Genomic DNA, 17842 nt, shown 5'->3' with positions numbered 1-17842 from the left:
AAAACAAAAAAAACATTAAAAATATAATTTTAACACTACTTTATTTTGAATACAATAATTATTAAAAAAAAGTTATAAAATATTATAACAACTTGTTTTATGAAGACTTCTTTTTTTGTTACTTTTGATGCATCATATAAATAAAAAACAATGCAATTAGACAATCAAATTTTTGACCTTATTGAGGAAGAAAAAGAAAGACAATTAAATGGTTTAGAGTTAATAGCTTCAGAAAACTTTGTTAGTGATCAAGTTATGAGAGCCCAAGGTTCTGTTTTAACTAATAAATACGCTGAAGGCTATCCTGGAAAAAGATATTATGGAGGTTGTGAAGTTGTTGATATTGTAGAACAAATAGCTATTGATAGAGCAAAAGAATTGTTTGGAGCAGCATATGTAAATGTGCAACCACATTCTGGTTCTCAGGCAAATACAGCTGTATTTGCGGCTTGTTTAAAACCAGGAGATACCGTTTTAGGTTTCGATTTATCACATGGTGGGCATTTAACACATGGATCTCCAGTAAATTTTTCTGGTAAATTATACAATCCTGTATTTTATGGAGTTGATAAAGAAACTGGGAGAATAGATTATGATCATGTTGAAAAACAAGCTAAAGAACATAAGCCAAAATTAATAATTGCTGGTGCTTCTGCATATTCTAGAGATATTAATTTTGAAAAATTTAGAGAAATTGCAGATATGGTTGGTGCTATTTTAATGGCAGATATTTCTCACCCAGCTGGATTAATTGCTAAAGGAATTTTAAACGATCCTTTACCTCATTGCCATATTGTAACAACAACTACTCATAAAACATTAAGAGGTCCAAGAGGAGGTATGATTATGATTGGTAAAGATTTTGAGAATCCTTTTGGAGAAACTCTTAAAAGTGGAAAGCCAAAAATGATGTCAATGTTAATAAATTCATCTGTTTTCCCTGGAAATCAAGGAGGACCTTTAGAGCATGTTATTGCAGCAAAAGCAATTGCTTTTGGAGAAGCTTTAACTGATGAGTTTTTAGAATACCAAATTCAAGTTAAAGAAAATGCTGCTGCAATGGCTAAGGAATTTGTTGCTAAAGGATACAATATTATTTCTGGAGGAACCGACAATCATTGTATGTTAATTGATTTAAGAAATAAGAACATTTCTGGAAAAGATGCAGAAATAGCGCTTGGTAAAGCAGACATTACTGTAAATAAAAATATGGTTCCTTTTGATGATAAATCACCATTTGTAACTTCTGGAATTCGTGTTGGTACAGCTGCTGTTACTACTAGAGGATTAAAAGAAGAAGATATGGCTGCTATAGTTAACTTTATTGATGAAGCAATTATAAATGCTGCAAATGAGCATGCTTTAGAAGCTATAGCTGAAAGAGTAAATGATATGATGAGCTCTAGAAGGCTTTTTGTAATGTAACAAAATTATAAAATTTAAATACCAAAAAACATCAAGTTTATTCTTGATGTTTTTTTTATCATTAAATTTAAATATTGAAAAATTTATTAATGCTTATTTTAACAATATTATTTTTTACTATTTAATCTTCATCATTTGCTCTGTCAATGATATTAGTTGGCAATGCTTTTTTAGCTTTGGCACCCATTTTTTTCAACTTTTCAACACTTGTAATAAGGTTTCCTTTTCCTTCAAAAAGCTTATTCATAGCAGAATTATAATCAGATTTAGAAGCGTCAATTTTTTTACCAACTCCAATTAAATCTGATAAAAGGCCATGAAATTTATCATACAAAGCACCTGCTTGTCTTGCAATTTCAATAGCATTTCTTTGCTGTTTTTCGTTATTCCACATGGTATCAATTGTACGTAAAGTTGCCAATAAAGTTGATGGAGTTACAATAACAATGTTTTTTTCGAAAGCTTTGTTATAAAGTAAATTATCAGCATTTAAAGCAACAGCAAAAGCTGGTTCTATAGGTATAAAAAGTAAAACAAAGTCTGGCGATTCAATTTCGTAAATATCTTCATATTTTTTTTCAGACAATTGTGCTACATGTTTATTTAAAGATAATACATGATTTTTTAAATGCGTTATTTTTAAAGTTTCATCTTCTTCATTTACAAATTGCTCATAAGCGGTTAAAGAAACTTTAGAGTCTACAATCATTTTTTTATTATCGGGTAAATGAATAACAACATCTGGTAAAACTCTTTTACCTGTTTCATTGGTAAAGCTTTGCTGTACAAAATACTCTCTATCTTTTTCTAAACCAGATTTTTCTAATACTCTTTCTAAAACTAATTCACCCCAATTACCTTGGGTTTTATTATCGCCTTTTAACGCTTTTGTTAAGTTGATAGTTTCTTTGCTCATTTGCAAGTTCATTTCTTTTAAGCCAAGAATTTGTTGACGTAAAGCTGCATGGTAATCAATACTTTCTTTGTGAGTTTTATCTACCTTATCTTCAAAAACCTTAATTTTTTCTTGTAGCGGATTTAAAATAGTTTTTAAATTTTCTTTATTTTGTTCTGTGAATTTTGACGATTTTTCATCTAAAATTTTATTGGCTAAATTTTCAAATTCTTTGGTAAATTTTTCATTTAGATTCTTTACTTCGTCTTTATTATCATTTAGTTTTAATTCTAAACTTTTTAATTCTGAAATTAAAGTAGATTTTTCAGAAATTAAACTTTCTTTTTCTTGTTGTAGTGTTTTAAACTCTTTTTGAGATTCAATAAAGTTATTTTCTGTGATATCTTTAGATTGTTGCAATAAAACTACACGTTCTTCTAGGGTAGATTTTTCTTTTTCTACAGAAGTTTTCTCTTTTTCAAAGTTTAATTTCGTTAATAATTTTCCAATAAAAAAACCTATTGCACTAAAAATCAATGCTATTAAGAAGTAAATAATCAAATCGTTCATCATATCAAATTAAGTCCTTAAATTTATCACTTTTAAAACAGAGAATGAAAGGATTCGCAAAATTTATATTATTTAGAATTTTAGGTTGGAGATTTGAAGGAGATTTTTCTAGAGAAGTTAAAAAATATGTTGTTATAGCTGCACCTCACACAAGTTGGGTGGATTTTCCTATTGCAATTTTAGCAAGAATGAGTTCTGGAATTATGATTAATTTTATTGGTAAGAATTCTCTTTTTAAAGGGCCTTTTGGCTTTTTTTTTAGAGGTTTAGGTGGAACACCAGTTGATAGAAGTCAGAGCAATAATTTAGTAGATGCTATTGTACAAATTTTTAATTCTAAAGATGAATTTAGGTTAGGTTTATCTCCAGAAGGAACTCGTAAAAAAGTTGATAAATGGAAAACTGGTTTTTATTATATAGCAAAAGGAGCTAATGTGCCTATTGTAATGGCAACTTTAGATTTTGAAAATAAAAAATTAAAAATATCAAAACCATATTATACAACTGAAAATAAAGAAAAAGATTTTGAATTCTTTTATCAATTTTATAAAAACGTAAAAGGAAAAAAACCAGAATTCTCTTAACACTAAAAGTATTAGATTAATTCAAAATTAAACTTATTTCTAGCATTTATAATTTTCACCAACCTTTTTAGTAATACCAACAATTACTTGGGTAGCTTTTATCATAGATTCAACAGGAACGTACTCAAATCGTCCATGAAAATTATGTCCGCCAGCAAAAATATTTGGGCAAGGTAAGCCTTTATAAGAAAGTTGAGATCCGTCTGTGCCACCTCTAATAGGTTTTATTAATGGTTTTATTCCTATTTCTTTCATTACTTCTTCAACGATATCTACAATATGCATAACTGGAGTTACTTTTTCCTTCATATTAAAATATTGATTTTTTATTTCAATATGAATTAACTCTTGTTGTAAATGTTTATTCATATTATTAGTTATTTTTTGCATTAAATTTTTTCTTTTTTTGAATAAGTCTAAATCATGATCTCTAATAATATATTCTAAAACAGTTTCTTCAACATTACCTTTCATATCATGTAAATGAAAAAAACCTTCATAATTACTAGTTTTTTCAGGAACTTCATTTGCAGGAATAGCGGCAATAAATTGTTTAGCAATTAACATCGAATTAATCATTTTTCCTTTTGCATAACCTGGATGCACAATTTTACCAGTAATAGTAACTTTTGCACTTGCAGCATTAAAGTTTTCATATTCTAATTCTCCAATTTGACTTCCATCCATTGTATAAGCCCATTCTGCACCAAACTTTTCTACATCAAATAAATGTGCTCCTTTGCCAACTTCTTCATCAGGTGTAAAACAAATTCTAATTTTACCATGTTTAATTTCAGGGTTGTTAATTAGGTATTCCATAGCAGAAACAATTTCTGTAACACCAGCTTTATCATCTGCACCTAAGAGTGTTGTTCCGTCTGTTGTAATTATAGTTTGCCCTTTGTATTGTAATAAATCTTCAAAATAATTAGGAGATAAAATGATGTTTTTTTCTTCATTTAAAATGATATCCTGTCCATTATAATTTTCAATAATTTGAGGATTTACATTCTCGCCTGTAAAATCTGGACTTGTATCTATATGAGCTACAAAACCAATTGTAGGTACATCATAATCTAAATTGCTAGGTAAAGTTGCCATGATGTAACAATTTTCATCTAACTCAATTTCTTGCATACCAATTTCTTTAAGTTCTTTTTCTAAGATTTTGGCTAAATCCCATTGTTTTTCTGTACTTGGAAAAGCAGGATTGTTAGGGTCAGATTCTGTATCTATTTTTACATATTTTAAGAAACGTTGTGTAATGTGTTGTTTTTCAATCATTTTTTTGATGTATTTTAATGTTTTCAATTAATGAAAAAGAGTTGCATAGCTTTTCATTTACTAAAGAGTCTCCATAAATTTCTGTTTTGGCAAGTATGAAATTTTGAGGATCAATTTTAATAAAAATGTTAGAAATTTGATACTTAAAGTTTCCCTTTTTTCCTTTGTAAACAAAATGCATTGATGGTTTTTTTAATAAAGTAATTTGCTTTGATTTTGTTTTAATCAAACCTTTAGCAAGATGTTCTTGCTCTTGTTTTAAAGAAAATTCATCATCAAAATTAATTTTATCATTTATATAACTGATATCTAAAAGTATTGTTTCTGTTAATTGTTTTGTGGTATCTGCAGTATAAATAGAAGATTGGAGTTTATCATAATACAAATTTGTTTTCCAAGATTTGGGTAATTCTATTTCAAACTTTCTTCTAAAATCTTCAACAATTTCTAAATTTTTAAATTTTGATGTTTTACAACCAAATTCCTTACTAATTTCGGATTGTTTACTACAAGAAAAAAATAGGAGTGAGGTTATTAAAAAAAGATAGTATCTGTTAAGCATAATAAATTTACAAACTATTATTTAGTTATTTTTAAATTCAATTTTCCTATTTTTTGATAACCACCTAGCCAAGCTGTATTTTTATCTACAAATAGAATTGTATAATAACTGTCTTTTGAAACTTCTTTCCATGTTTTTCCCGAATCATTAGAAAAAGAAATTCCCGTTTTACCAACAGCAAAAACTTCTTTTCCTTGAGTATTTGGCACATATTGTACACAACTTTTATAATTAGGGTTTAGATTGTCAGCAACTAAAGTCCAAGTTTTTCCACCATCATTTGTGATTGCTTTATTTGCTTTGTTTTCAAGAGGTTTAGAATAATCTCCTCCTATAATAATTCCGTTATTTTTATCAGAAAAATCTATAGAATATATTCCTTGCGACCCATTTCCTTGAATGATTGGAGTATTAAATATTTGCCAAGTTTTGCCAAAATTATCAGACTTTAAAATACGTGCTTTTTTACCTCCAGAAGCAATCCAAACCGTTTTATCAATTATTTTTATGTTGGTATTACTTGCTGCAAAAAAGGCTTCTCCTTCTTCAAAACTGGGTAAATTTTCACATAAAATTTTCTCCCATGTATTTCCTCCATCAGAAGTTATAATTATGGATGCGCAATTTTCTGTTGGATCTCCTACTGCAATTCCATGTTTTTTGTCTTTAAAAAAATGTATGGCATCATAAAATACTTTTGGATGATTCTCATTATAAACCAATTCAGTTTTATAATGTGTAATTTTATATAATAAAGCAGGATTAGTGATTGAAAGTGCAAAAAAAGCATCGTCATTTTTTGCTAAACTTCTAAAATTTGGAATTATAGAATCTTGATGAGTTATATATTTTGTATTCCAAGATTTTCCTGCATTTGTTGTTTTTGAAAAATCTCCTCTAGAACCTGCAAAATATAATGTACTATCATTAATAGCTACAATTGCTCTAATGCTTGTACTATCTATTTTAAATTCCTGAATTTCAATATTTTCTATGTTTCTTGGTGTATATTCTTTGGAACAAGAAATAATTACAAGTAAAACTAAAATTAATGTTGGTATTCTTTTCATTTTTGATATTTTTATACGACTAAATTAAACAAATCATTTATAGAAAATGAAAAAAGCATTAGTAATTTCTGGTGGAGGAAGTAAAGGTGCCTTTGCAGGTGGCGTTGCACAATACTTAATGAAAAAAGAAAATAAAGATTATGATCTTTATGTTGGTACTTCTACTGGAAGTTTAATGGTTTCTCACTTGGCTTTGGGCATGTTAGATGAGTTAAAAACTTTGTATACAAATGTTAGTCAAGAAACTATTTTTAGTAATAATCCTTTTAAAATAAAAAAGGTTGCTGGAGAAAAAGTGGTTAGTATTAATCATTTTAATACTTTATGGAACTTATTAAATGGAAGAAAAACTTTTGGTGAAAGTAATAACTTAAGAAGTTTGATTAAGAATAATATTACTAAAAAAATGTATGAAGAAATTAAAAATTGTAATAAAGAAGTTGTTGTTACTGTTTCTAATTTAACTGCTAATCAAATTGAATATAAATCTAGTAATGATTGTACTTATGAAGATTTTTGTGATTGGATTTGGGGTTCTTGTAATTACGTTCCATTTATGAGTTTATTAGAAAAAAATAACCAACAATATGCAGATGGTGGTTTTGGTTCTTTAGTTCCTATTAGAGAAGCAATTTTAAGAGGTGCTACAGAAATTGATGCCATAATTTTAGAAACAGAGGTTACCCAAACCAATAGATTGCATTCAAAAAATCCGTTTTCTTTGCTTTTTGATGTGTTCGATTTTATGTTAACACATGTAGAAAGACACAATATTACAATTGGAAAATTAGCTGCAAAGAATAAAAATGTAAAATTAAATTTATATTATACTCCTACAGTTTTAACAACAAATTCTTTAGTTTTTGATGAAAAAAACATGCGTAAATGGTGGAAATCTGGCTATAAATTTGCTAAATCTAAACGTGAAGAATTGATGAGCGAGTTTAGACCAGATATGTTAACAGACCAAGAAATTTAGAAAAAAAATGATTATTTTAACTTAGAAAACATATTATTACTACTAGGTGTTGCTAGTTTAGAATTATATACTTCATTATTTTTAATATTAGCTTTTTCATTACTACTAGATTTTGAACCAGTAGTAATGTAAATAATTGTTCTATCTAATAATGGATCTGATCTTTCTCCTAAAATACCTAAATTACCATAGTCTTCTTTTAAATTGATACCAGTTATATTCTCTCCAGGAGTGAAACCATTTATTTCATTTTCATCATTTTTATTTACAATTTCTAATACTAAGGGTTGAATTGCATATTTGTGATCTAAATTTAAATTAGCATTATCTTTTCTTAAATTATCAGAATCATATAGAGTAATAGAACCTACTTGTTTTCCTACAGTTGTAGTACCAACTAATTTTACATCAATATAAGCATTTAAAGAATTTATAACTAATTCTGAAGCAGAAGCTGAACTACCCGAAACAATAAAATAAACACTTTCTAAACCTAAACTATTTATAGGAGTGTTATCAATATTATCTGTAAAATTATTTAAAAACTGATCTGCATCAAATGCTGCTTTTACTTTATCATTCCATGATTCTTTTGAGTAAACTTGATTGTTAAATTGACCCGTAATCATACTTCCTAAATACGTAGCAGTTTGTACGGAACCACCACCGTTATATCTTAAATCTACAATTAATTCGTTAACTCCTGATGATTTAAATACACTAAAGGCATCATTTAATTGATTATCAAAAGAGCTCGCAAATTGATTGTATAATAAATATCCTATTTTTTTATCTCCTTCTTCAAAAACTTTCGTTATTGCAATAGGATCCTCTTGTAATTCTGTTTTATTTAAAATTACTGAGTTGCTATTTGTAACAGGATTTCCATCATTAAAATCAGCAAAACCAACAGTATAAGAAGTGTTATCACTAAATAAAAGGTCTCTATAGTTTGTAATTGTTAATTGATTTCCATCAATAGAATTAAAAATCATACCTCTTGCTACACCTCCAATATCAGCTGGAGAATTTGGTAAAACATACCTTACATAACCAAATATATTTTGAGAACCATCATAATTTTGAACCAAACCAAACTCAATTCCATTTGATAAATTAATACCTTGAAAAGAGTTTTCTAGTTCTTCATAATCATCAACAATCCAAGAAAAACGATCTATAGTTCCTTGCTGATATAAAACACTATTGAAAACACTTTCTGGAGAACCAAACCCTCTAAAATAAGTATATAAATCATCAAAGTTAGCAAATCTATTATCACTTAAAGCAGGTACGTCATTTTGCCATAAATAATATGCGTTCATACCTTTCCAAATAAAATAATTAATATCATCATTTGTATCAGTAATAATTGTTAAACTTGATTTTTTTTCACAAGAAGCAATAAAAAATAGAAGTGATAAAAAACTTAATTTAAATATTTTTTTCATTATAACTTTAGTTTGAAACTTTAATAAAAAGTAGTTTTAAAATATATAAACTTACACTATACTAAATTTTTTAAAAGTATTTGTATAATTTTTATAGATTATTTTACCGCAAATTAAGCATATTTAGTTTTATTTTAAAATTTAATGTAACAAAATTAATTATGCATCGTCGTAAATATGTAAACCTGGTATTAAGAGATTTAAAAATATCAGAAAAACAAATTAAAAATGAACCAATCAGACTTTCTAAAAGTTGTTTTACCTTTTAAAGATAAGGTTTTTAGATTAGCAAAAAGACTTCTAGTTTCTAGAGAAGAGGCTGAAGATGCTACTCAAGAATTACTTTTTAAATTATGGAGAAGTAAAGAAAAAATTTCTGATTATAAAAACGTTGAAGCCTTTGCGATGACAATGACAAAAAATTATTGTTATGATCGTTTAAAAAGTAAACAAGCAAGTAATTTAACATTAGTTCATAGTAATTATAAAGAAAAAGAAACGTCTTTAGATAAAAAAATAGAACATCAAGATAGTGTAAACCAAGTACACAGATTGATTGAAAATTTACCAGAGCAACAAAAAATTATTATTCAACTGAGAGACATTGAACAATATGATTTTGATGAAATATGTAAAATGGTTGATATGAAACCAACAGCAGTAAGAGTTGCTTTATCTAGAGCGAGAAAAACAATAAGAGAAGCATTAATTAAAAAACATAACTATGGAGTTAGCTAACATAGAAAAATTAGTAGAAAAATACGAAAACGCAGAAACTACTTTGCAAGAAGAAGCAATCCTAAAAAACTATTTTACAAAAGAGGAAGTTGCGCCACACTTACAAGAGTACACATATATGTTTAATTATTTTTCTGCAAATAAAGATGAAACCTACACAAAAACCATTCAGTTAGAACCTAAGAAATCTAAAAGAAGAAACTTAAAATGGCTTTCTGTAGCAGCATCAATCGTATTATTGTTTAGCGTATTTATTGGCAAACAAGAATATGAAAGATATCAAGCAAAAAAGATATTTGCACAAGTAAATGAAGGTTTTAAACTATTGTCTATGAACCTTAAAAAAGGAGAACAAGCAGTTGCAACTTTACATACTTATGAAAAAACAGTAAATAAAATATTAAAATAAAACCAAGTAAAAATTAAAAACCAAGTAAACAGAACAATTATGAAAAAAATAATTCTATTAATAGCCTTTATAATCGCCCCAATAGTTTCTAATGCACAATCACTTTTTGATTCATTAGAAGATATGGATGGTGTAGATATGGTAGTAGTTACCAAAGATGCATTTGAACTTTTAAATAAGTTTAAGCCAAAAGACACCAATTCTGATGGTAATGAAGTAATGCAAGCTTTTGAAATGATCAATGATTTAAAAGAGTTCAAAATGTTTTCTACAGATAATTTAGGAATTGCTGCTAAAATGGAAGCAATGGCAAACTCTGCAATTAAAAAGCAAAACTTAACACAGTTAATGAGAATAAAAAGTGATGATTCTCGTGTTAAAATCTATGTTAAAGCTACAAATAATAAAGATTTTGTTAGTGAAGTTTTAATGTTTGTAAAAGGTATAGATAAACAAACAAAAGGGGTTTCGGAGTCTATGATTCTATCATTGATAGGTAATATTGATATCAATAAAATGTCGAGCTTTACGGATAAAATTATCAAAGAAGAGTCTAAAAACAAAAAGTAAAAACACGATTTTTAAAAAGTCAGGTTTTATTTAAAACCTGACTTTTTTGTAATCAATAAAAACATACAAAATGAAAAAAATAACCTCCATATTCTCCCTAGTATTTTTAGTATTGCTTGCAACATCTTGTAAAAACGAAAAATCTTTACAAAGTTATTTAGTAGATAGTAGTGGTAAAGATGGTTTTTATACCGGAGATTTACCTGTAAGTTCTATTTTAAGTGCTAAAGCAGATGTTTCTGATGATGTAAAAGAAACCATTAAAAGTATCAAAAAAGTAAATATTGTTTTCTTACAAAAAACAGAAGATAATGATGCTGCCTATCAAACTGAAAAAGCAATTTTAAAAAATATCTTTACAAATAAAGATTATAAAAGTTTAATGACAATGAAAGCCAAAGGAATGAATGTGAACGTTTATTATACTGGCGAAACAGATTCTTTAAACGAAGTTATTGCTTTCGGATTTAGCAAAAAAGCTGGAGTAGGGGTCGCAAGATTATTAGGTGATAATATGAATCCTGCTAAAATTATTGAAATGATGAATAGTGTAAATATAGATGGAGATAATTCAATATTAAAAGGTTTCTTAAATAAATTATTATAAAAATAAAGTTTAAAACACATTAATAAAGCTGTAGTTTCTTTTGAAGTTACAGCTTTATTATTTTTTTGTTTTAGTAAACTTTTTGAATTTAACGGCTAATTAACAGCTTCAATTTTATTATTTCTTATTTTTGAAGCGTTTAGAAAAATATGAATATGAAGTTTCAAAAAAGTTTATTTACTTTTTTATTGTTTTTTACAATAATTGGATTAGCACAAAACACAACTATTTATCGCCCAGAAAAAGAAAAAACACATAATTTAATTCATACAAAATTAAAAGTAGATTTTAACTTTGATAATAAAACTATGAATGGCGAAGCTTGGGTAACGGCAACACCATATTTTTATAGTACAAATTCTATTACTTTAGATGCAAAAGCAATGTTGATTCATTCAGTTTCTATGAATAATGTTGATCTAAAATATACTTATAAAGATAAATTGTTTTTAATTATTGATTTACCAAAATCATATCAAAAAAACGAAGAATTTACACTCTATATAAAATATACTGCTCAACCAGAAAAAGTATATCAAAATGGAAGTAAAGCAATTACAGATGCAAAAGGATTGTATTTTATAAATGCTGATGGTTCTGATAAAAACAAACCTACACAAATTTGGACACAAGGAGAAACAGAGGCAAGTAGTTGTTGGTTTCCTACAATTGATGCTCCAAATCAAAAAACAACACAAGAAATTTATATAACTGTTCCTAATAAATTTGTAACACTTTCTAATGGCGAATTAATAAGTCAAACTCAAAAAGGAAACAATAGAACAGATTATTGGAAAATGAATCAAAAACATGCTCCATATTTATTTTTTATGGGAATTGGCGAATATGAAATTATTAAAGATTCTTATAAAAATATTCCTGTAAATTATTATGTAGAAAAAGAGTTTGCACCCTATGCAAAAGATATTTTTGGATTAACACCAGAAATGTTAGGTTTTTATAGTGATAAATTAGGTGTTGAATATCCTTGGAATAAATACCATCAAATTGTAGGTAGAGATTATGTTTCTGGCGCTATGGAAAACACAACTGCAGTAATTCATGCAGAAAATGCTTATCAAAAACCAGGGCAATTAATAGATCAAAATATATGGGAAAATACAATTGCGCATGAAATTTTTCATCATTGGTTTGGAGATTATGTAACAACGGAAAGTTGGTCTAATTTAACTTTAAATGAATCTTTTGCCAATTATGGAGAGTATTTATGGAGAGAGCATAAATATGGAAAAATAGATTCTGAAATGCATTTGTACGAACAAGTAAAAGCTTATTTAGATGGACAAAGCGAAGACAAAAAACTAGTTCGTTTTGATTATGCAGACAAAGAAGATATGTTCGATTTGGTTAGCTATAATAAAGGAGGAGCAATTTTACATATGTTGCGAAATTATTTAGGTGATGAAGCTTTTTTCTTAGGATTAAAAACTTATTTGAATGATTATAAATACCAATCTGTAGAAGTACACCAACTACGTTTAACTTTTGAAAAAATAACAGGAAAAGATTTAAACTGGTTTTTTAATCAATGGTATTTTAATAATGGGCATCCAAATTTAGAAATTTCCTATGATTATAACACATTAAGAAAAACGGTAACTATAAACATTGTTCAATTACAAGCTAACGAATTTAAATTTCCTTTTACAATAGATATTTTTGAAAATAATAAACGTAAAAGGCATACTGTTTTTGTTGAAGCTAGAGATGCCTCTTTTACATTTGAGTATACAAAACAACCTAATTTAATTCAGGTAAATGCAGATGGTGTTTTAATTTGTAAGATTGAAGAAAATAAAGTTTTAAGTGATTATATTTTTCAATTAAAAAATGCAGATAATTATAAACATAGAAGGGAAGCATTGCTAGAAGTAGCAAAAAAACAAGACGATAAAAATGCGTTTAATACACTTGTAGGAGCCTTAGGAGATAAAGCTTTTAAAATTAGAATTCTTGCTTTAGAAAAAATAGATTTAATTAATAAGTTTGCTAAAAAATCAGCTATAGAAAAAATTATGAGAATGGCTAATTACGATAAAGAGACACTAGTACAAGCAGCAGCTATAAATACTTTGGGTAAATTAACAGACCCTGAATTAATACCTGTTTTTACAAAAGCATTAGAAAGTAAATCTTATTCTGTTTTAGGCAAAGGGCTTATCTCTTTATATTATGTTGATAAACAAGCAGCCATAACAAAATCTAAAGCCTTACCAGATGAAGTTCGTAAAATTTTAGCAACACCATTAACAAGAATTTTTATTGAAGAAAATGATAAAAGTGAGTTTCCTTTTATAGCAAAAACGGTATTATCAGGTATGTTTTTAACGGGAGATGATAGTACTAAAAGAATTTATCAAAAAGCATTTAAACAAATATCTAAAAGTGATGATACAGATGCAATTAAAAATGTTTTAGAAGACATGATTGTAAAAGGAAAGCAGTTTAAGCAGTTTAATTTTGATAAAGTAGTTATAAATTTAATGCGTAAAATGGTAGAAGATCAAGAAAAAGCAAATACAGCTAAAAGAAATTTACATGTAGAATTGATAAAAACTTCAATGGCTAAACTATTGTAGCTTTTATAATAAATAAAAATTTAATTTAGTAATCAAAAAGCTCACAACAATTGTTGTGAGCTTTTTGATAATATTGAGTTAGAGCTTTTCTTAACCCTTGTTTTTTTGTCTTAAAATTGCTCTCTTCCAGCAAAATGAAAATTTCCTTCAATTTGAGCATTTTCATCAGAATCAGAACCATGTACAGCATTCTCTCCCATAGAAGTTGCATACAATTTTCTAATAGTACCTTCTGCTGCATCAGCAGGATTTGTAGCACCAATTAAAGTTCTAAAATCATCAACTGCATTGTCTTTTTCTAAAATTGCAGCAACAATAGGTCCACGTGTCATAAACTCTACTAACTCACCAAAAAATGGGCGCTCATTATGCACAGCATAAAAAGTTTCAGCATCAGCTTTTGTCATTTGAGTTTTCTTTAAAGCTACAATTCTAAATCCTGCAGCATTTATTTTTTCTAATATTGCACCAGTATGTCCGTTTTCTACAGCATCTGGTTTAAGCATTGTAAATGTTCTATTTGTTGCCATCTTATATTTGATTTTAAATTTTAATATTAAATTTTATAAACAACTTTTACGAATAAAAGCATGTCACAAATTTGGCGCGAAATTACATAATTTTTTTAATTAAATTGTATATTCGCCATCTATGATTTTAAAAGGAATTGAAGAGTTAAAAAGGTTTTTAGAAAAACCTAAAAGTATTGTTATTATTGGACATAGAAATCCAGATGGTGATGCTATGGGGTCAACTTTAGCTTTAAAACACTATTTAGATAAAAAAGGGCACAAATGTACAGTAGTTGTACCTAATGAATATCCAGATTTTTTGCATTGGTTACCTGGTTCAGATACTACTTATCGATTTGATTGGCAAAACAATCAATCAAAAAAAGCAATAAGTAAATCAGATATTATTTTTCTTTTAGATTTTAATGCTTTACATAGAGTAGGGCATGACATGCAAAAAACATTAGAAAATTATTCAAATGATTTTGTTATGATAGATCATCATCAACAGCCAGATGATGTTACTTATATGTATTCTGATACCAATATTTGTTCTACTTGTCAAATGGTGTATCAATTTATAGAAATGAATAATGATTTAGATTTAATTGATACAGATATTGCAACTTGTTTATATACAGGTATTATGACAGATACTGGGTCTTTTCGTTTTAGATCTACAACAAGTTTAACTCATAGAATTATTGCCGATTTAATTGATAAAGGAGCTCAAAATGATAAAATTCATAACAACGTATTTGATTCAAATTCTTATGGAAGATTGTTGTTGTTGGGGCAAGCATTAAGTAATTTACAAATTCTGCCTGAATATAAAACTGCTTTTATAACCTTAACAGATCAAGAAAAACAACAACATAACTTTCAAAAAGGAGATACAGATGGTGTTGTAAATTATGCGCTTTCTTTAAAAGATATCATTTTTGCGGCCATTTTTATTGAAGATGAAGAGCAGGGTATAATTAAAATTTCATTTAGATCAAAAGGAAAATTTTCTGTAAATCAATTTTCAAGAAATCATTTTGAAGGAGGTGGTCACGATAATGCAGCTGGAGGAAAATCTGATGTTAATATGGATGAAACGGTTACAAAATTTACAAGCTTATTATCTAAATATAAATCTGAATTAGAAGTTTCTTATGAATAATAAAATAGTGTTTTTTGTTATTTTAATTTTTATAAGTTGTTCTAAAGTTACTCCTAGAAAACCAATTAATCCAAAAAAATCTACAACTATTTTTAAAGAGACAATTAAAGAGAATAAGTTGTTAAATAAAGTTGAAGATGCTAAAATTTTAGCACTTATAAAGAAAGATTCTACGAAAACATATTTTCAATCTTCAAACGGTTTTTGGTATACATATATTAAAAAAATAGAAGAAGATTTACCTACACCAAAACAAGAAAATGAAGTAACTTTGTCTTACAATATTACCGATTTAAATGATTTGATAATATATAGTAAAGAAGAGTTAGGCGTTAAAAAATATAAAATTGATAAAGAAGATTTTATTTCTGGTTTACAAAAAGGAATAAAGTTGATGAAAATAGGAGAAACCCTTACATTTGTTATTCCATCATACAGTGCTTTTGGTATTACTGGAGATGGCAATAAAATAGGTGTAAACCAATCAATAAAGAGTACAGTAACATTAATAAATATTAAATAAATTAAATAATGAAAGTTTTAAAAAGTGCAGTAGTAGTTGTTATAGCAACAACAATGTTTTCTTGTGGAAACCAAAAAGCAGATGTTAAATCTCTAGAAACAGAATTAGATTCTGCAAGTTATGCTTTAGGAATGGACATGGCAATTAAGGTTAAAGCAAATTTTGAAGAAGCAAATAAAGATTTGTTTATACAAGGTTATAAAAATGGAATAGATTCTACAAACTTGCTGATAGAACAAAAAGAGTTAAATAGTTTTTTAAGAAAGTTTTTTCAAAAACAACAAGCAGAAAAAAGAAAAATTGCTCAAGAAAAATCAGCAAAAGAAGCAGAAATAAAATTTGCTGATGTAAAAAAAGCAGGAATTGATTTTTTAGCAATTAATAAAACAGCTGAAGGGGTTATAACAACAGAAAGCGGTTTACAATATAAAGTTTTAAAAGAAGGTAAGGGAGAACACCCTTTAGCTACTAGTAAAGTTAAAATACATTATCATGGAACTACAATTGATGGTGAAGTATTTGATAGTTCTGTTGATAGAAAAAAACCATTTGAATCTTTAGCAAATGCTTTTATTCCAGGGTTTAATGAAGGATTATTATTGTTAAAACCAGGTTCTAAATATAGATTTTTTATTCCTCAAGAAATAGCTTATGGCGTACAACAGAGAGGTGAATTAATCAAGCCTTTTTCTACATTAATATTTGAAGTTGAGTTGTTAGAAATTTTAACTAAATAGATGAAAAAAGTAACCTATATTTTACTTGCTGTTTTATTAATAACAAGTTGTAGACCCGCTAAATACAAAAAATTAAAAGATGGTTTGTATGCAGAAATAGAAACTAATAAAGGAGACATTTTTTTAGAATTATATTTTGAAGATGTACCAATGACAGTAGCTAATTTTGCTTCTTTAGCTGAAGGAACAAACAATAAAATTATTGATTCATTAAAAGGTAAAAACTTTTTTGAAGGAATTATTTTTCATAGAGTTGTTAATGATTTTGTTATTCAAGGTGGAGGATTTACACCAGAAGGTAAGAAAAATATAGGTTATGTTTTTGGTGATGAATTTACAAAAGATAAAGACGGAGGTTTAAAATATAAACACGATAATCATGGTGTGCTTTCAATGGCAAACGGTGGTCCTTTTACAAATAGTAGTCAGTTTTTTATAACGCATAGAGCAATACCTCATTTAAATGGTAAACACTCTGTTTTTGGAAAAACGACTATAAACTCTGAAGAATTAAAAAATTTAAAAACAATTTATAAAGATTCTTTAAAATTAACAAAAGCTATAGATTCACTAAGAATGGATGTGGTAAATAGAATCACTCAAGGTGATACAATTAAAACCATTAAAATCTTAAAATTTGGATCAAAAGCCAATAATTTTAATTCAGGTGAAGTTTTTGATGAAGAGTTTACTAAATTTTCTTTAACGGCTAAAGAAAGAGAGATTAAAGAAAAACAAGAAGAAAAAGTTAGATATGCTAAATACCTAAAAGATAAAGAAGAGTTTTTAATTAAAATGGATGAACCTAAAGCAATCAAAAAAGATTCTGGTTTAGGTGTTTTAATGTTAAAAGAAAATTCAAAAGGTAAAAAAGTAGTAGATAATAAGCCAATTCAATCTCACTTTACATTATATACTGCAGATGGAAATAAAATTCAATCTACTTTAGATAATGGTGGGGCACCTTTTGTATTTCAATTAAATGATGCAGAAAAACCAATGATTACTGGTTTTAAAGAAGGTGTTAAGAATTTAAGAGAAGGAGAAAAAGTTCGTTTGTTTATACCTTACTATATTGGTTTTGGTGAAGCAAAATTTGGGCCTTTCCCTGCAAAATCTGATTTAGTTTTTGAAGTAGAAATATTAAAAATATCTGATTAA

18 protein-coding genes are annotated in these 17842 nt (G+C 27.3%); 12 read left to right on the top strand and 6 right to left on the bottom strand.

Features of this window, described 5'->3' with window-relative positions; all coding sequences use genetic code 11:
- Positions 1–150: 150 nt before the first annotated feature.
- Entirely contained in the window at positions 151–1425 is a 1275-nt protein-coding gene (glyA, locus tag Q0733_RS00380) for a serine hydroxymethyltransferase (RefSeq protein ID WP_298777586.1), read from the top strand.
- 121 nt (positions 1426–1546) lie between these two features.
- On the opposite strand, the gene rmuC is transcribed toward glyA, so the two are convergent.
- Positions 1547–2890, bottom strand: coding sequence for a DNA recombination protein RmuC (gene rmuC / locus Q0733_RS00375; RefSeq protein ID WP_298778342.1), 1344 nt, complete (start codon positions 2888–2890; stop codon positions 1547–1549).
- A 44-nt stretch (positions 2891–2934) separates the two neighbouring features.
- Between rmuC and Q0733_RS00370 the strand changes: the two genes are divergently transcribed.
- Positions 2935–3474 carry a 1-acyl-sn-glycerol-3-phosphate acyltransferase gene (locus Q0733_RS00370; RefSeq protein ID WP_298777583.1) on the top strand — a complete coding sequence of 180 codons (540 nt, stop codon included), beginning with the start codon at positions 2935–2937 and terminating at the stop codon, positions 3472–3474.
- A gap of 39 nt (positions 3475–3513) precedes the next feature.
- On the opposite strand, the gene pepT is transcribed toward Q0733_RS00370, so the two are convergent.
- The 3 genes from pepT to Q0733_RS00355 are packed head-to-tail and all read right to left on the bottom strand — an operon-like array spanning position 3514 to position 6390.
- Positions 3514–4758 carry a peptidase T gene (pepT, locus tag Q0733_RS00365; protein WP_298777581.1) on the bottom strand — a complete coding sequence of 415 codons (1245 nt, stop codon included), beginning with the start codon at positions 4756–4758 and terminating at the stop codon, positions 3514–3516.
- Entirely contained in the window at positions 4751–5320 is a 570-nt protein-coding gene (locus tag Q0733_RS00360; protein ID WP_298777579.1) for a hypothetical protein, read from the bottom strand. The genes pepT and Q0733_RS00360 overlap by 8 nt, the downstream gene beginning before the upstream one ends.
- A gap of 17 nt (positions 5321–5337) precedes the next feature.
- Positions 5338–6390: an oxidoreductase gene (locus tag Q0733_RS00355; protein WP_298777577.1), complete on the bottom strand. Its 1053-nt coding sequence runs from the start codon at positions 6388–6390 to the stop codon at positions 5338–5340.
- Positions 6391–6436: 46 nt separating this feature from the next.
- On the opposite strand from Q0733_RS00355, the gene Q0733_RS00350 reads away from it, so the two are divergent.
- Positions 6437–7369 (top strand): patatin-like phospholipase family protein, encoded by a 933-nt coding sequence (locus tag Q0733_RS00350; protein ID WP_298777575.1) that lies wholly within the window; start codon positions 6437–6439, stop codon positions 7367–7369.
- An 11-nt stretch (positions 7370–7380) separates the two neighbouring features.
- Here the strand turns inward: Q0733_RS00350 and Q0733_RS00345 are convergent, their stop codons facing one another.
- Entirely contained in the window at positions 7381–8820 is a 1440-nt protein-coding gene (locus Q0733_RS00345; RefSeq protein WP_298777573.1) for a S41 family peptidase, read from the bottom strand.
- 228 nt (positions 8821–9048) lie between these two features.
- Here Q0733_RS00345 and Q0733_RS00340 point away from each other — a divergent pair, with 228 nt between their 5' ends.
- The 5 genes from Q0733_RS00340 to Q0733_RS00320 all read left to right on the top strand — a co-directional run bounded on the left by Q0733_RS00340 (position 9049) and on the right by Q0733_RS00320 (position 13744).
- Positions 9049–9558 (top strand): sigma-70 family RNA polymerase sigma factor, encoded by a 510-nt coding sequence (locus Q0733_RS00340; RefSeq protein ID WP_298777571.1) that lies wholly within the window; start codon positions 9049–9051, stop codon positions 9556–9558.
- Positions 9545–9967, top strand: coding sequence for a hypothetical protein (locus Q0733_RS00335; RefSeq protein ID WP_298777569.1), 423 nt, complete (start codon positions 9545–9547; stop codon positions 9965–9967). The genes Q0733_RS00340 and Q0733_RS00335 overlap by 14 nt, the downstream gene beginning before the upstream one ends.
- 39 nt (positions 9968–10006) lie before the next feature.
- Positions 10007–10537 (top strand): DUF4252 domain-containing protein, encoded by a 531-nt coding sequence (locus Q0733_RS00330; RefSeq protein ID WP_298777567.1) that lies wholly within the window; start codon positions 10007–10009, stop codon positions 10535–10537.
- 70 nt (positions 10538–10607) lie between these two features.
- Positions 10608–11144, top strand: a complete 537-nt coding sequence (locus Q0733_RS00325) for a DUF4252 domain-containing protein (protein WP_298777565.1) — start codon at positions 10608–10610, stop codon at positions 11142–11144.
- A 155-nt stretch (positions 11145–11299) separates the two neighbouring features.
- A complete protein-coding gene (locus tag Q0733_RS00320; RefSeq protein ID WP_298777563.1) occupies positions 11300–13744 on the top strand; it encodes a M1 family metallopeptidase in 2445 nt (814 codons plus the stop codon).
- Positions 13745–13854: 110 nt separating this feature from the next.
- Here the strand turns inward: Q0733_RS00320 and Q0733_RS00315 are convergent, their stop codons facing one another.
- A complete protein-coding gene (locus Q0733_RS00315) occupies positions 13855–14274 on the bottom strand; it encodes a nucleoside-diphosphate kinase (RefSeq protein WP_298777562.1) in 420 nt (139 codons plus the stop codon).
- Positions 14275–14395: 121 nt separating this feature from the next.
- On the opposite strand from Q0733_RS00315, the gene Q0733_RS00310 reads away from it, so the two are divergent.
- The 4 genes from Q0733_RS00310 to Q0733_RS00295 are packed head-to-tail and all read left to right on the top strand — an operon-like array spanning position 14396 to position 17842.
- Entirely contained in the window at positions 14396–15421 is a 1026-nt protein-coding gene (locus Q0733_RS00310) for a bifunctional oligoribonuclease/PAP phosphatase NrnA (protein WP_298777560.1), read from the top strand.
- A complete protein-coding gene (gene gldI, locus Q0733_RS00305) occupies positions 15414–15944 on the top strand; it encodes a gliding motility-associated peptidyl-prolyl isomerase GldI (protein ID WP_298777557.1) in 531 nt (176 codons plus the stop codon). Before Q0733_RS00310 ends, gldI begins: the two co-directional genes overlap by 8 nt.
- A gap of 8 nt (positions 15945–15952) precedes the next feature.
- A complete protein-coding gene (locus Q0733_RS00300) occupies positions 15953–16681 on the top strand; it encodes an FKBP-type peptidyl-prolyl cis-trans isomerase (protein WP_298777555.1) in 729 nt (242 codons plus the stop codon).
- Positions 16682–17842, top strand: coding sequence for a peptidylprolyl isomerase (locus Q0733_RS00295; RefSeq protein WP_298777553.1), 1161 nt, complete (start codon positions 16682–16684; stop codon positions 17840–17842). It abuts the gene before it with no gap.

The sequence above is a fragment of the uncultured Polaribacter sp. genome, from assembly GCF_947500975.1.
Classification (GTDB): Bacteria; Bacteroidota; Bacteroidia; order Flavobacteriales; family Flavobacteriaceae; genus Polaribacter.
The sequence above is the reverse complement of the archived record's forward strand: the minus strand, read 5'-3'. Positions and strand labels throughout refer to the sequence as shown.

Excerpts from the sequence above, each read along its gene's own strand:
- glyA (WP_298777586.1), top strand. The coding sequence starts at position 151 with ATGCAATTAGACAATCAAATTTTTGACCTTATTGAGGAAGAAAAAGAA.
- rmuC (WP_298778342.1), bottom strand. The coding sequence starts at position 2,890 with ATGAACGATTTGATTATTTACTTCTTAATAGCATTGATTTTTAGTGCA.
- Q0733_RS00370 (WP_298777583.1), top strand. The coding sequence starts at position 2,935 with ATGAAAGGATTCGCAAAATTTATATTATTTAGAATTTTAGGTTGGAGA.
- pepT (WP_298777581.1), bottom strand. The coding sequence starts at position 4,758 with ATGATTGAAAAACAACACATTACACAACGTTTCTTAAAATATGTAAAA.
- Q0733_RS00360 (WP_298777579.1), bottom strand. The coding sequence starts at position 5,320 with ATGCTTAACAGATACTATCTTTTTTTAATAACCTCACTCCTATTTTTT.
- Q0733_RS00355 (WP_298777577.1), bottom strand. The coding sequence starts at position 6,390 with ATGAAAAGAATACCAACATTAATTTTAGTTTTACTTGTAATTATTTCT.
- Q0733_RS00350 (WP_298777575.1), top strand. The coding sequence starts at position 6,437 with ATGAAAAAAGCATTAGTAATTTCTGGTGGAGGAAGTAAAGGTGCCTTT.
- Q0733_RS00345 (WP_298777573.1), bottom strand. The coding sequence starts at position 8,820 with ATGAAAAAAATATTTAAATTAAGTTTTTTATCACTTCTATTTTTTATT.
- Q0733_RS00340 (WP_298777571.1), top strand. The coding sequence starts at position 9,049 with ATGAACCAATCAGACTTTCTAAAAGTTGTTTTACCTTTTAAAGATAAG.
- Q0733_RS00335 (WP_298777569.1), top strand. The coding sequence starts at position 9,545 with ATGGAGTTAGCTAACATAGAAAAATTAGTAGAAAAATACGAAAACGCA.
- Q0733_RS00330 (WP_298777567.1), top strand. The coding sequence starts at position 10,007 with ATGAAAAAAATAATTCTATTAATAGCCTTTATAATCGCCCCAATAGTT.
- Q0733_RS00325 (WP_298777565.1), top strand. The coding sequence starts at position 10,608 with ATGAAAAAAATAACCTCCATATTCTCCCTAGTATTTTTAGTATTGCTT.
- Q0733_RS00320 (WP_298777563.1), top strand. The coding sequence starts at position 11,300 with ATGAAGTTTCAAAAAAGTTTATTTACTTTTTTATTGTTTTTTACAATA.
- Q0733_RS00315 (WP_298777562.1), bottom strand. The coding sequence starts at position 14,274 with ATGGCAACAAATAGAACATTTACAATGCTTAAACCAGATGCTGTAGAA.
- Q0733_RS00310 (WP_298777560.1), top strand. The coding sequence starts at position 14,396 with ATGATTTTAAAAGGAATTGAAGAGTTAAAAAGGTTTTTAGAAAAACCT.
- gldI (WP_298777557.1), top strand. The coding sequence starts at position 15,414 with ATGAATAATAAAATAGTGTTTTTTGTTATTTTAATTTTTATAAGTTGT.
- Q0733_RS00300 (WP_298777555.1), top strand. The coding sequence starts at position 15,953 with ATGAAAGTTTTAAAAAGTGCAGTAGTAGTTGTTATAGCAACAACAATG.
- Q0733_RS00295 (WP_298777553.1), top strand. The coding sequence starts at position 16,682 with ATGAAAAAAGTAACCTATATTTTACTTGCTGTTTTATTAATAACAAGT.